The organism is Bradyrhizobium sp. SOJA106 (assembly GCF_059448745.1).
Window position 1 is genome coordinate 3,549,782 of record NZ_CM182549.1, and the last position, 13,140, is coordinate 3,562,921.

Below are 13,140 nucleotides of genomic sequence, written 5' to 3' on the forward strand. Positions count from 1 at the left end.
TGCACCAGCGATTGAATGTGCGTGAGCCTCCCCGTCGCGGGTGTTCCAGCACGTTGCGTGTGCTCGGACCGAATCCCACTCTCCCTTTCCTGAATGGCCTGGAGCACCGAAGGCGGCTGAAAGGCTAGCCTGGTCGCCCGTGTTGGTGCGCCGTCGTTCAGCACGTCTCGATATGGATACATGGCTTGGAAAGCATCCGGATCGCCAAAGGGCGGCTGAGCGAGAGCCGGGATCGCCGTCACGGCCCACAAGAGTGCGGCTTTGGCGACGGCTTTAAATGAGGTCGGAATATTGTCGCGTGCTGTTGCCATTTGGCTTCCCATTCTTTCACACTGCCAACGTTGGCTTCCAGCTAGGCCGCTTGCGCTACCCTCGCGAGTAAAGCCCCCCAAATCGCGGCAAATTGCTGCTAGGGAGACGGGCGGATCCGTGTGCGTCCGGACCAGGCAAGGTGAACAGGCGGCTGGCATTTCTCGGGCGATGCGGTACGATTTCTGCTGAGAGGCATAAGCAAAAGCCCGGTCAGCCAAGTTCGACCCGGAAGCCCGACCCCGGAGTTCGTCAGGTGGTGCCGCATTCGGTAAACAGTGCGTACTCGAACGGTGGCCTCCAGTTCCTGTGGGAGGACGGCGAACGCATCTTGAGCCGCGACTGGCGACTGGACGATACTGGCAAGCGCCGCGCCGTGCTGGTCGCTACTCCAGCGGCCGACCATCCGTCTCGATCAAGTCTCGACCGCCTCGCGCATGAATTCGAATTTAGGGATCAGCTGGACGGGGCGTGGGCGGCGCGGCCGCTGGAGCTCATACGCGATGCTGGTCGACCCATGCTGGTGCTCGAGGACGCGGGCGGCGAGCCACTCGAGCGCTTGCTGGCTGGGCCGATGGAAGTGGGACGCTTCCTGCGCCTCGCCGTCGCTGTGACGTTCGCTCTCGGCAGACTTCACCAGAGTGGGCTCGTTCACAAAGATGTCAAGCCGGCCAACATCCTGCTTAACGACGCGACCGGCGAAGTGCGGCTGACCGGGTTCGGCATCGCCTCGCGCTTCGCGCGCGAACGTCAATCGCCTCATCCTCCCGAGACGATCGCCGGCACGCTTGCCTACATGGCGCCCGAGCAGACCGGTCGAATGAATCGCTCAATCGACTCCCGGAGCGACCTGTACGCCCTCGGCGTCACTTTCTACCAGATGCTCACCGGTGTTTTGCCGTTTGCCGCTGCGGAGCCGATGGAATGGGTGCACTGCCATCTCGCCAGACGGCCGATGCCTCCGGCCGAGCGACTGAAAGAGATCCCGGTCGCCGTCTCGGCCATTGTCATGAAGCTGCTCGCGAAGCGGGCGGAAGATCGCTATCAAACGACGGCCGGCCTCGAAAGCGATCTTCGCTACTGTCAGACCGAGTGGGCAGCGCAGCGCCAGATCGATGATTTTCCCCTTGGCGAACACGACACATCCGACCGGCTCCTAATCCCGGAGAAACTTTACGGGCGGCGACGCGAGGTCGACATTTTGCTCGCTGCCTTCGATCGTGTCGTTAAGGGCGGCGCGCCCGAATTGGTCCTAGTCTCGGGCTATTCCGGCATTGGCAAATCCTCCGTGGTCAATGAGCTGCAGCCGGTGCTGGTGCCGCCGCGCGGCCTGTTCGCTTCCGGCAAATTCGATCAGCTCAAACGGGATGTTCCCTACGCGACGCTGGCACAGGCGCTTCAGAGCCTGGTCCGGCCGCTGCTCGGCAAGAGTGACGCCGACCTTGCGCCATGGCGTGACGCGCTGCAGGAGGCACTGGGGTCCAACACAGGACTGATGGTGGATCTCGTTCCCGAGCTGAAGGTTCTCCTCGGCGAGCCGCCGGCGGTCCCCGAACTTCCACCTCAGGACGCGCAGCGGCGCTTCCAGATGGTGCTTCGGCAATTGATCGGTATCTTTGCGCGGCCGGAACATCCCCTGGCACTGTTCCTCGATGACTTGCAGTGGCTCGACGCAGCGACGCTCGACCTTTTGGAAGACCTGTTGAGCCGGTCCGAACTCCGTAATCTTTTCCTCGTCGGTGCTTTTCGCGATAACGAAGTCACGGCGGCACATCCGCTCATGCGCAAGCTGGAGGCGATCCGGGCAACTGGAAGAGTGCAGGACATCAAACTTGCTCCGCTCACAACCGAGCATCTGGACGAACTCGTCGCGGATACGCTCCGCTGCAACGCGGAGCGGGCTTGTTCGCTCGCAAGTTTGGTGCACGCGAAGACGGACGGCAATCCGTTCTTCGTCATCCAGTTTCTTCGCGTGCTCGCCGACGAGGGCCTGTTGGCCTTTGATCATGCGCGGGGGCGATGGTCTTGGGACATCGGCGGCATCCATGCCAAAGGGTACACCGATAATGTGGTGGAGCTTCTGGCCGGGAAGCTGACGCGGCTACCGCTCGACACGCAAGAGGCGTTGCGACAGCTCGCGTGCCTCGGCAACGTTGCCGATATCGATATCCTTTCCGTCGTTCTCGGAACGGTCGAGGAACAGGTGCACGCGGCTCTCTCGGAAGCCATGCGTCAACAACTGATCGATCGCCTCGTGCGCTCATACAAGTTCATTCACGACCGGGTGCAGGAAGCGGCCTATGCGCTGATTCCGGAAAGGTCTCGCGCGGAATCGCATTTGACGATCGGCCGGCTACTGCTGGCGAGGGCTTCACCGGAAAAGCGCGACGAGGTGATCTTCGAGATCGTCAACCAGCTCAACCGCGGCGCAACGCTGATCACGTCCGATGAGGAACGCGAACAACTTGCGGAGCTAAACCTGGCCGCTGGCAAGCGCGCCAAGGCGTCGTCGGCTTATGCCTCCGCGCTGACCTATCTGACCACCGGTGCGGCCCTGTTGCCAGGGGACATCTGGGAGCGCCGGCCCGACCTCGCCTTTGAACTGGAGCTGCATTCGGCCGACTGTGAAGTTTATGCGGGCGCGGCGCAGCCTGCCGATCAACGTCTAGCGGCGCTGGCACGGCGCGCGCTCAGCGCAGTCCAAAAATGCCTCGTGGCCTACCGGCGGGTGGATCTATGCGCAATGCTTGGGTCGGGCGAAAGGGCGGTGACAATTGCACTGGAGTGTCTGCGGCATGTAGGCATCGATTGGTCAGCGCATCCCACCGAGGCGGACGCACGTCGCGAGTACGAGCGCATTTGGTCGTTGCTCGGAGATCGCTCGATAGAGGATATTGTTGACCTGCCGCTGATCCAAGACCAGGAGGCAAGAGCGACGCTCGACCTGCTCAGCAGCCTCGCTCTACCGGCCATGTACACCGACAAGAACTTGCACGCACTCAGCGTCTGTGCGGCCACAAATCTCAGCCTGGAGCACGGCATCAGCGAAGCGGCGCCGTTTAACTACGTGGCAGTGGCGATGCTCGCCGGTCCCCGCTTCGGCCAGTACGTTGAAGGCTATCGATTTGGAAAGTCGGCCTGCGATCTGCTGGAACGTCGCGGATTGACAGACTTTGGCGCGAAGACCTACGTCGCCTTCGCGATTGTGGTCCCGTGGACGCGACCGCTAAGAGAGGGCATTGAACCGTCACGTCGCGCCTTCGAGTTGGCGAAGTATCACGGCGATCCGACATATGCCTCACTGGCCTCTCGTGGTCTCAGCAGCATTCTTCTTGCGTCGGGCCATCCACTTGACCAATTCGAGCGCGAAGCCCAGGAAGCATTGGCATTCGTGCAGAGGTATGGATTTTTCCTCGACAGACTATCCGCGCCCATTGCGCTTGCCCGGACCTTGCGCGGGAAAATCGCGAATTTCGGTTCCCTCGATGATGGTGAATTCACGGAGCGATCCTTCGAGGACCGCATCACAGGTCAACCCGCTCGCGCCTTTTTGGAATGTTACTACTGGATCCGGAAGCTACAGGCGCGCTTCTTCGCCGGCGATTATGTTTCGGCCTTCGACGCAGCGGAGAAGGCGGGGACATGGTACGCAGCTTCCCCGGCGCTGTCGCTCTTTCCGGCGGAGAAAGCCGAATGGCATTTCTATGCCGGCCTGTGCCGGGCCGCTCAGTGTGAGCCCTTCGGCCCCGAGCCGTACGCCAAGCATCGAGACGCGCTTGGCGACCACGAGCGGGAGCTACGGGCCTGGGCGGCGAATTGTCCTGAGAATTTCGAGAATCGTGCAGCGCTGGTCGCTGCCGAGATTGCCCGGATTGAGGATCGTCCGCTCGAGGCCATGGACCTTTACGAGCGCGCCATCGTGTTGGCGCGGACAAACGGTTTTGTCCACGATGAAGCGATTGCTTACGAGCTCGCAGCCCACTTTTACGAGGCGCGAGGCCTCGAGGAAATTGCGCATCTCTACCTGGGAAACGCCCGGCGCGGTTATCAGCAATGGGGCGCCGACGGAAAGGTACGACAACTTGAGCAGCTTCACCCGCGGCTAAGGCAGGACGACCGCGCGCGGGATCAAACGGGTACGATCGAGGCACCTGTGGAACATCTCGATCTCGCGACGATGATCGAAGTCTCGCAGGTTCTTTCTGGCGAAATAGTTCTGGAAAAGCTGATCGACAAAATTATGCGTGCAGCTCTGAAACACGCCGGCGCCGAACGGGGCCTTCTGATTGTCCCGCGAGGTGATGAGCTACAGATACAGGCGGATGCGATCGCCAGTGGCGACAATGTATCCGTGCATCGGCGTGACGGTTTCTACAGTACAGCCGCCTTGCCGGAGTCGTTGGTTCGTTATGGAATGCGCACCCATGAGACGGTGATTCTCGACGATGCTTTATCTCAGCGGACATTTTCCGATCCCTATCTGCTTCAGGGGCGTGTCCGCTCCATTCTCAGCTTGCCGTTGATCAATCAGGGAAAGCTCACGGCGATTCTCTATCTTGAGAATAATCTGGCGCCTAACGTTTTCACGCCTGACCGCGTCGCTCTGTTGAAGGTCCTTGCGTCGCAGGCGGCAATCTCGATCGAAAATGCGAAGCTCTATCATGACATCGCAGATCGCGAACGGAAGATTCGGCATTTGGTTGAGGCCAACATCATCGGGATAATCATTGCTGATCGCGAACGTCGGATTGTCGAAACGAATGACGCATTTCTGCGCATGCTGGGATATGATCGTCTGGACTTTGCCTTGGGGCGCGTCAGCTTGACCGAATTGACGCCGCCGGAATGGCGCGAAGCCGACGAACGTATCTGGGCAGAAATGATCTCGACCGGAATCGCTGAACCCTTCGAGAAAGAATACTTCCGTAAAGACGGCAGTCGCGTCCCCGTGCTTGTTGGGGCCGCCACGATTTTTAAGGACGGAGGCAACGAAGGGCTGGCGTTCGTGCTCGATCTAACCGAGCGCAAACGGGCGGAGGAGGCGCTGCGACGCAGCGAAGCCTATTTGGCTGAAGCCCAACGCTTGAGTCATACCAGCAGCTGGGCCTTGAATGTGCGCCGTCGAGAGTTCGTGTATTTGTCGTCCGAAGCATACCGCCTTTTTGGGTTCGATCCGGAGAAGGACATAAGATCACCCCAGCCTTTCTATGATCGTATTCTTCCCGAGGACAGAGAGCGGGTCATCGAAATGGCGCAACAGGCGGTTCAAGAGAGAGCAGGTCGCGAAGTCGATTTTCGCATTGCACTGCCAGACGGATCGATCAAGTACGTACATTCCGTGGGGCATCCCTTGCTCGGAACGGATAGCGAAGTAGTCGAAGTGGTTAGTACGCATATCGATGTTACGGAGCAGCAGCTGGCGAACGAGAGGCTGCAAAAGGCCTTCGACGATATCAAGAAGTCAGAAGATCGCCTTCGACTGGTCGTCGACACAATTCCTGCGTTGGTCTGGCGCGCCAACCCGGATGGGATTCCCGACTTCCTCAATCAGCCGGCCCTCGACTACACCGGCCTCAAATTGGACCAGGCCGAAACCGGCTGGCCTCGCGCCTTTCATCCGGAAGACAAGAAGGGCATGTTGCAAAAATGGACTGCAATACGGGAGTCGGGCATGCCCGGCGAGCTCGAAGCCCGACTTCGCCGCTTCGATGGTGAATATCGCCGGTTTTTGTTCCGCGGCGTGCCGCTGCGCGATGAGTTGGGCAATATTGTCAAATGGTACGGGTCGTCTACTGACATCGAGGATCGGACACAGGCGCTGGCGCGGTTGCAGCAGATGCAGTCGGATCTCGCGCACATGAACCGCGTCAGCGTGATGGGAGAACTGGCGGCTTCGCTCTCTCACGAGATCGCACAACCGATCGCCAGCGCGCGCAACAACGCTCGGGCGGCCCAGAATTTCATGAAGATGCAGCCGCCGGACCTGGGCGAGGTCCGGGAAGCGCTCTCCTGTGTGGTTGCGGACGCGGATCGATCCGCGGAGATCATCGATCGCATCCGAGAGCAAATCAAGAAAGCTCCGCCGCGAAAGGAGCGGTTTGATCTCAACGCTGCGATTAGGGAGGTGATCATATTGGGGCAAAGCGTGACTGTCAGGAATGGCGTTTCGGTCCAGGCTCGGCTTGCGGAGGGACTGGCTTCGGTTCTGGGGGATCGTATTCAGCTGCAACAGGTCATGCTGAATCTGATTCTGAATGCGGCTGAAGCAATGAGCTCGGTTGAAGAGGGAGCAAGAGAGCTGTTGATCAGCACCGAGCAGGACCGAGCAGGCGCCCTTGTGAGCGTACGCGATTCCGGGCCTGGCATTGATCCGGCACATCTCGATCGGGTCTTCGATGCCTTCTATACCACAAAATCCAGTGGAACGGGCATGGGGTTGTCGATATGCCGGTCCATCATCCACGCGCACGGAGGCAAGTTGTGGGTCGAAGCTAACGAGCCTCGCGGCGCCGCCTTTCAGTTCACCTTGCCCGATGCGGAAACAGAGCTCACGGCTCCTCTTCAGGCGAGCCCGCGAGTGTGAGAGCTTCGCGAACGCATCGTGTGAGATGCTCTTCGTCCAGGGGCTTGCGCAGGTAACACAAGACGCCATCTTCGAGCGCACGAGCCCGGTCAACGTCATTCGGGAACGCCGTCACGAGGATCGTCGGAATCGCGAGGCCCGTATCGATAATGGATCGACGGAGTTCGAGTCCCGTCATGACAGGCATATGGATGTCGGCGATCAGGCATGCGGTTTCCGGGAGGCGCGGGGACGCGAGAAACTCGGCTGCGGTCGAGAAAACATCGACCGTGTGGCCAAGCGATCTCATGAGCCTGCACATGGAGTCCCGAAAGAACCGGTCATCATCGACGACCGAAACCAGTACCTTCTTCATCATGCCTCTATGGCCACTCGCAGGACCCGTCGTGCGGGCGGCGTAACGGTGCCGCAACTCCGCGTGGGATTGCTTGACTTGCGTCAAGGATGACACTAATGCGACGCCGGTGCCCCGTAAACTTTGGCTTACCTCGACGACCAAATGCCAAGCTCGGCAGGCGTAGCTTTCTGATGGAAAATTGTCGCTGAACGGACTTGGTCGCGGGGATCATGCCTGCCGATCTCAGGTCGTGGCGTAGCCATATAAGCCTTCGTATCGCCGTCCTGCCTCCCTTGGAGGGCCTGCATCGACTCGCGGTCAATTGAGGTGCCAGTGACGATCCTCCTAATGTCCATGCGTCCGGAATGCGCAGCGGCCAACAGGAGAGAACGATGCCTTACCGCATGGAAAGTCACGGGTCTCGCAGGGTTACACGATGCGCCGTCTGTGATGGCAAGTTCGGACTCGTCCGATATTATTCGTGGCGAACCCAGCTTTGCTCCCGGAACTGTGTTGATCGCCTCAGGAACCGTCGCCAAAGTGACGGCAACTGGATGGGCTGGTTCCAAATCACCTCCGACCAGTCGCTCGAAAGCGGGGTGAGGGCCTCATGACACTTCAGATCTCGCCACGAGGCAGGCAATATTTGAAAACGGCAGAGACTTTGCTTCGCACCGCCAAAACCATGACGGATCGAGCGGTTGCGGGTCAGCTCAAGGCGCTTGCCGACGACTATGAGCGGCGAGCCGCGAAGGCTTCGCGCGATGATGCAGACAAAGCGTCGGCTCGATTGGCCAATGATGTTGAACGCGCGTGGAGCGCATGAGCTGATGGGCGGTGTTGCTCATCAGCTATCGGACGAACCGTATATGGTCCGGCAAGGCCGACCAGCGTTGGGCGAGGCCAGCTGCGTCGGTGTTGCGTAAACTTTGGTGTACGCCCCGCGCGCATCTCTGGAAAATTGGGACTGTTCAGGCTCCGGGATTCGGACTAGAAATGCGCAATCTGGCCGCGGTCCACGATGAAGTCGAAAGTTTCGCGGCTTCCCGAGCAGCAGCGATGCCTGGCGCAGATTCCACCGTGTTGGTCATCGACGACGATCCGGACCTCCGTGCGTCGGTCGGACGTCTGCTGCGATCGCTTAGCATCAATGTTCAGCTATTTGCCTCCATTCCTGACTTCCTGAAATCCGATCTACCGGATGGGCCCACCTGCCTGGTGCTCGACATCAGAATGCCGGGCCAAAGCGGCCTCGATCTTCAGCGCGAGCTTGCTGCATCAAACAGGGATATCCCAATCATCTTCGTCACCGGGCACGGCGACATACCGATGTCCGTGCAGGCCATGAAACGGGGGGCCATCGAGTTCCTGACCAAGCCGTACCGCGACCAGGATCTCCTCGATGCCATTCAACTCGGGCTTTCTCGCGATCGTGAACGGCGGGAAAATGACAAGGATCTGGTTGCGTTGAGGGAGCGTTTCGCTTCGTTGAGTCCCAGGGAACGCGAAATCGTGATTCAAGTCGCGCGAGGCCGTCTGAGCAAACAGATCGCCCACGATATCGGCATCGCCGAAGCCACCGTGAAGGTGCACCGCAGCAGGGCGATGCAGAAGATGCAGGCCGGTTCTCTTCCCGAGCTTGGCCGGATGGCCGACAAGCTCAAGCTGGTGCCCGGCACGACGCAGCGCGCTTGAGTGGTCGCTTTGCTACGTGCCATTCGCACGCTCAGATCCGCAGTCGCTTATCTCCAGGCAAACCAATAGAAGAGGCCGACGGGCGTTACGCCGCCGACCTCTTCTTGCAACTGCCGGCTCGTGGGTCCGGTTCCGCTGCGATTCCGGCGTGGGTGCCGGAGCAATAAAGGGCGGCCCACTATGCATTGGTGATCCGCATCGGGTGGATCGTTACAGCAGAGCGATGCCCTGCACCATTGCACGCGGGTATGGCGCGACTGTACCGAGGGCAGTTCGCGCGAGTGATCTAGACACAGCCAGTTATACGTTGGTTTATCGATCACGAAGTGCCATGCAGGGCGCGCGCGCTAGGCCTCGGAGGTTTCGGGGCGTCTTGATCGTGCCACAGCACTCGTGATCGATGGCCCGCTCCCTCGCGCAGCCTGTAAATCTAGGTTTAGGTCATGCAACCAAATCTGTCATTGCGCGCGACCAGCGTGGAATAGCTCGCGGCTCTCCAAATCGTCAAATTGCGGGCCACTGGCACCTTTGCGGGGATTAGCCCTGCAAAAGCACGCGAGGTCACGATGCGATCGATTTCAGCTTTCGGCCGCCTAGAGCAATTTCATCCTGAACCGAGGCTCGACACCGGGCACACGGTTCAGGGACCGCTTTCGACCAGACCATTCTTCTCGCAGCGAGCCGGATCGGCCGGAGTCACCTCAGCCGACGTTTCTTTCGGACCGTTCCGGCTACATCCGACGCAGCTTCTTCTCTTGGAAGGGGAAAAGCCTGTCTGCCTCGGAAGTCGCGCCCTGGAGATCCTGATCGCCTTGCTCGAGCGCCGCGGTGAACTGGTCAGCAAGCAGGACTTGATGGCGCGGGTCTGGCCCAATGTCTTTGTCGAGCCAGCGAACCTCACGGTCCATATGTCCGCGCTGCGTCGTGCGCTGCGTGATGGCCGCGACGGGCACCGGTTCATCGTCAACATTCCCGGACGTGGCTATTGCTTCGTCGGCAGGGTCGACGAATTGAGCGCGAATGGTGAAGCATTGTAGAGATCAAACCGTGGTCGCGACGACAACAGAACAGCCGCTCACCATAGCGAAGATACCTGTCGGCTCCTGGAGCTTCGCCATCCGTGTTTGGTTGGCCACGATCCTGGCGCTGTTCGTGAGTTTTTGGCTGCACCTTGAATCGCCGACGACGGCCGCCCTTACGGTTGCTGTTCTCGCCGAACCAACCCGCGGTCAGGCCTTGGACAAGGCGCGTTGGCGTCTGCTTGCCACTGTCGTGGGCGTGGCAGCGTCAATCGCAATCACCGGTCTCTTCTCGCAAGCGAGGGATCTGATCCTCGCAGCATTTGCGGTCTGGCTTGGTGTCTGCGTGTTCGCGGCAAAGCTCCTGGATGGCTATCGGGCTTATGCGGCGGTGCTGTCCGGCTATACCGTCGCATTTATTGCGACACAGCAGCTTGACAGCCCGCAGCACGTCTTCGAATCCGGTATGGCGCGTGGCGCCGCGATCGTGATCGGCGTTCTCTCGATCGCAGTGGTGAATACGTTGATGTTTGCGCCCGATCGCCGATCGCACCTGGTCACCCAGCTCGCGGCGATCCATCGTCGCGTTCGCCTCTATGCCAATGCTTCGCTCCCGGGCGAACCGGGCGACCCGACCACATTCCTGATGCTGTTGCGGGAGATTGTGGCGCTGCGGCCGGAGATCGCGAGCGTAGCGCTGGAGTCGGGCGGCGGGTTGATTGGGAGCGCGGCTGCCCGCAGCACCGCGGTCTCGCTCATCGCCGAATTGCAGGCTGCTCGGAGCGTTAGCAGCGACCGTGCCCGCGGCGGTGACGCTGAAACCGAAATTCTGACACGGAGTGAGGTGTTTCTACGGGACGAACATGTCTCTCACGACTTGCTCGCCCTGAGTTCGGTGAAGTGGCCGCGGCGATTGTGGCGTGCGCCCCTGTATCGCTCCTACCGAATTGCGGCCGAGAGCGCCGTCCGCGCCGCTCTATGGCTCGCCATCGCCTCGGCGCTCTACGTGTGGGCCGGGTGGCCTGCCGCGAGCGTTTCGCTGTCGTTCGTGGCACTGATGATCGGACTGGGGGCCACAACTCCGAAACCGCGCGCCTTCACGGCGATCGCACTCGTTGCTGCGCCGATCGCGATCGTGCTGACCGGCATACTCGAGTTCTTCATCCTCAATGGTGCCGATGACTTTCCGCTGCTGGCCATCGGTCTTGCCCCCTTTGTGATCGGCGCTGGGCTCCTCGTTACCTCCAGCAATCTTCTGTGGTCCTCGCTTGGCCGCACCATTCTGCCCTTCATCATGCTCCTCCTGACGCCGAGTAATCCGCAGACCTACAATCCGCAAGCCTTCCTCTTTACGTCAGTGTTTATTATCGCGGCGGCAGCGTTGCTGCTTGCAACGCAAACACTGATTCCTCCCTTGTCCGATGACAAACGAAGGATGCAGCTTCTGGCGGAGGCCCGCAGCGAGCTGCATGAGCCGTCTGTCAAAAATGGAGAGGCGCCGGAAGAGGCAATGTTCCGGGAGGCCTCACGGCTTGGGCAGTTTCTTTCCGCCGGCGGCGCAGAGGACAGGGAGGCTCTAGCCGAGATGGTCTCTTGTTTCGACCAGTCAGCAATAATCCGGTGCGGTGGTTCGAAGCTGACCCCACCCAGGGATGGGCGTTGCGACAAAGATCTCGATCTATCGGAGGTAACCAGATGGCACAGACCTTTGCAGAGCTAGTGATCGGAGGCGTCCTGTTCGCTCCGTTTCTAACTTATCTCGCGGTAGCTCTCATCATGATCCTCGCGCTTCGGCCCCTTCTGCATGCCGTCGGCTTTGCGAAGATGTTCAGCCACGCCGCGATCGCCGAGATGAGCCTGTTTGTGACGGTTCTCGGCCTGTTGATCCTGTTGATCTAGAGGAGGGCGCCATGGATGCGGTCGTTCATGATGTGACTGTTCGTGAGATACAGGCAAATGCCGCTTTGCCGAGTGCAACTGAGGAATCGGTTCGTCGAGTGAGCCTGGTCGACCAACCGGCGCTGAGGGTATCGGAAGGTCACACGGATGATGGGCCGACCGCACCGGCACCAGTGAAATCGACGCCGCCACTCCGAAACGATGGCTCGCGAACCGGGCGGCTTCTGGTGCGCAAGCTGGCGACCGTCGGAATCGCCGCCACTGCGGTGTTGGCTGCGCTCGTGTCCTGGGACCAGTATAACGCGGGACCGTGGACGCGCGATGGGCGGCTGCGCGTGCAGGTGGCGAGTGTTGCGCCCGAGATCTCCGGAAGAATCAAGGAGCTGCGAGTCGTCGACAACCAATTTGTTCATAAGGGTGACGTCCTGTACGTCGTCGACCCCTTTGATTTCGAGGTGGCGCTGCGCACGAACAAGGCGGCCCTCCAGCAGAAGATGGCGGATCTGAGCGTGAAGGCATTGCAGTCCGAGCGGCGGAGCCGCTTATCTGATCTGGCTGCGTCCACCGAGCAGAAGCAGGTCTATGAGGGAAACGCGCTTCAGGCAAAGGCGGCTGTCGAATCGGCCGAGCAGCAGGTTGCGCAGGCGGAGATCAACCTGGAGCGTACTGAAGTGCGCAGTCCGGTGAATGGAATCGTCACCAATCTCCTGCTCCGGGAGGGTGACTACGCGCATCTTGGTGCCGCAAACGTCTCCATCATCGACACGGACAGCTATTGGGTCGACGGCTATTTCGAGGAAACCAAGCTGGCGAGGCTGTGCGTAGGTGACCGTGCCGAGGCCAAGCTGATGGGCTATTCGGCGCCGATTACAGGACATATCGCAACAGTGACGCGTGGCGTCAGCGTATCCAATGCGGCCGCTGCCACGCAGGGCTTGCCCAACGTCGATCCGGTCTACACCTGGGTCCGTCTGGCGCAGCGCGTGCCGGTCCGAATCGCGATTGATCACGTTCCGGCCGGCGTGCCGCTGGTGTCGGGTCTGACAGCAACTGTGACGATTCGGGACGGCACGGATGGCGAGAGCGCAACGCTCTTGCAAAGAGCCCGCGCCGAACTCGAAACGAGCCTGTACGGATTGATCGGCAGAGCCTCGGCGCGGACGGGCTGCATTCCAAACCCGGCGTGAGTCTGCACGACAGCTTCAGCGCGGTCAGCATGTTCGCCAGCGCGCAGGCTGACTGCGTCAACTCGTGTCACCTCGAACGAAGGTAGGCCGTCGCACCATACAGAGTCGCTC

Annotated in this window: 8 protein-coding genes; 7 read left to right on the plus strand and 1 reads right to left on the minus strand. The window is 60.4% G+C overall.

Features of this window, described 5'->3' with window-relative positions; genetic code table 11:
* Positions 1-565: 565 nt before the first annotated feature.
* Entirely contained in the window at positions 566-6,892 is a 6,327-nt protein-coding gene (locus AC5V87_RS15930) for an AAA family ATPase (protein WP_495371558.1), read from the plus strand.
* Here the strand turns inward: AC5V87_RS15930 and AC5V87_RS15935 are convergent.
* Positions 6,858-7,247 (minus strand): response regulator transcription factor, encoded by a 390-nt coding sequence (locus AC5V87_RS15935; protein WP_495371559.1) that lies wholly within the window; start codon positions 7,245-7,247, stop codon positions 6,858-6,860. The two genes, AC5V87_RS15930 and AC5V87_RS15935, sit on opposite strands and share 35 nt — an antisense overlap.
* Before the next feature lie 592 nt (positions 7,248-7,839).
* Between AC5V87_RS15935 and AC5V87_RS15940 the strand changes: the two genes are divergently transcribed.
* From AC5V87_RS15940 to AC5V87_RS15965, 6 genes are all read left to right on the plus strand, one after another.
* Positions 7,840-8,055, plus strand: a complete 216-nt coding sequence (locus tag AC5V87_RS15940) for a hypothetical protein (RefSeq protein ID WP_495371560.1) — start codon at positions 7,840-7,842, stop codon at positions 8,053-8,055.
* A gap of 233 nt (positions 8,056-8,288) precedes the next feature.
* Positions 8,289-8,924, plus strand: a complete 636-nt coding sequence (locus AC5V87_RS15945) for a response regulator transcription factor (RefSeq protein ID WP_495371900.1) — start codon at positions 8,289-8,291, stop codon at positions 8,922-8,924.
* 566 nt (positions 8,925-9,490) lie between these two features.
* Positions 9,491-9,961: a winged helix-turn-helix domain-containing protein gene (locus tag AC5V87_RS15950; protein ID WP_495371561.1), complete on the plus strand. Its 471-nt coding sequence runs from the start codon at positions 9,491-9,493 to the stop codon at positions 9,959-9,961.
* A complete protein-coding gene (locus tag AC5V87_RS15955) occupies positions 9,945-11,663 on the plus strand; it encodes an FUSC family protein (RefSeq protein WP_495371562.1) in 1,719 nt (572 codons plus the stop codon). Before AC5V87_RS15950 ends, AC5V87_RS15955 begins: the two co-directional genes overlap by 17 nt.
* On the plus strand, positions 11,639-11,842 hold the full coding sequence (locus tag AC5V87_RS15960) for a DUF1656 domain-containing protein (RefSeq protein WP_495371563.1): 204 nt from the start codon (positions 11,639-11,641) through the stop codon (positions 11,840-11,842). Before AC5V87_RS15955 ends, AC5V87_RS15960 begins: the two co-directional genes overlap by 25 nt.
* Before the next feature lie 11 nt (positions 11,843-11,853).
* Positions 11,854-13,029, plus strand: a complete 1,176-nt coding sequence (locus tag AC5V87_RS15965) for an HlyD family secretion protein (RefSeq protein WP_495371564.1) — start codon at positions 11,854-11,856, stop codon at positions 13,027-13,029.
* Positions 13,030-13,140 lie beyond the last annotated feature (111 nt).

Excerpts from the sequence above, each read along its gene's own strand:
- AC5V87_RS15935 (WP_495371559.1), bottom strand. The coding sequence starts at position 7,247 with ATGAAGAAGGTACTGGTTTCGGTCGTCGATGATGACCGGTTCTTTCGG.
- AC5V87_RS15940 (WP_495371560.1), top strand. The coding sequence starts at position 7,840 with ATGACACTTCAGATCTCGCCACGAGGCAGGCAATATTTGAAAACGGCA.
- AC5V87_RS15945 (WP_495371900.1), top strand. The coding sequence starts at position 8,289 with ATGCCTGGCGCAGATTCCACCGTGTTGGTCATCGACGACGATCCGGAC.
- AC5V87_RS15950 (WP_495371561.1), top strand. The coding sequence starts at position 9,491 with ATGCGATCGATTTCAGCTTTCGGCCGCCTAGAGCAATTTCATCCTGAA.
- AC5V87_RS15955 (WP_495371562.1), top strand. The coding sequence starts at position 9,945 with ATGGTGAAGCATTGTAGAGATCAAACCGTGGTCGCGACGACAACAGAA.
- AC5V87_RS15960 (WP_495371563.1), top strand. The coding sequence starts at position 11,639 with ATGGCACAGACCTTTGCAGAGCTAGTGATCGGAGGCGTCCTGTTCGCT.
- AC5V87_RS15965 (WP_495371564.1), top strand. The coding sequence starts at position 11,854 with ATGGATGCGGTCGTTCATGATGTGACTGTTCGTGAGATACAGGCAAAT.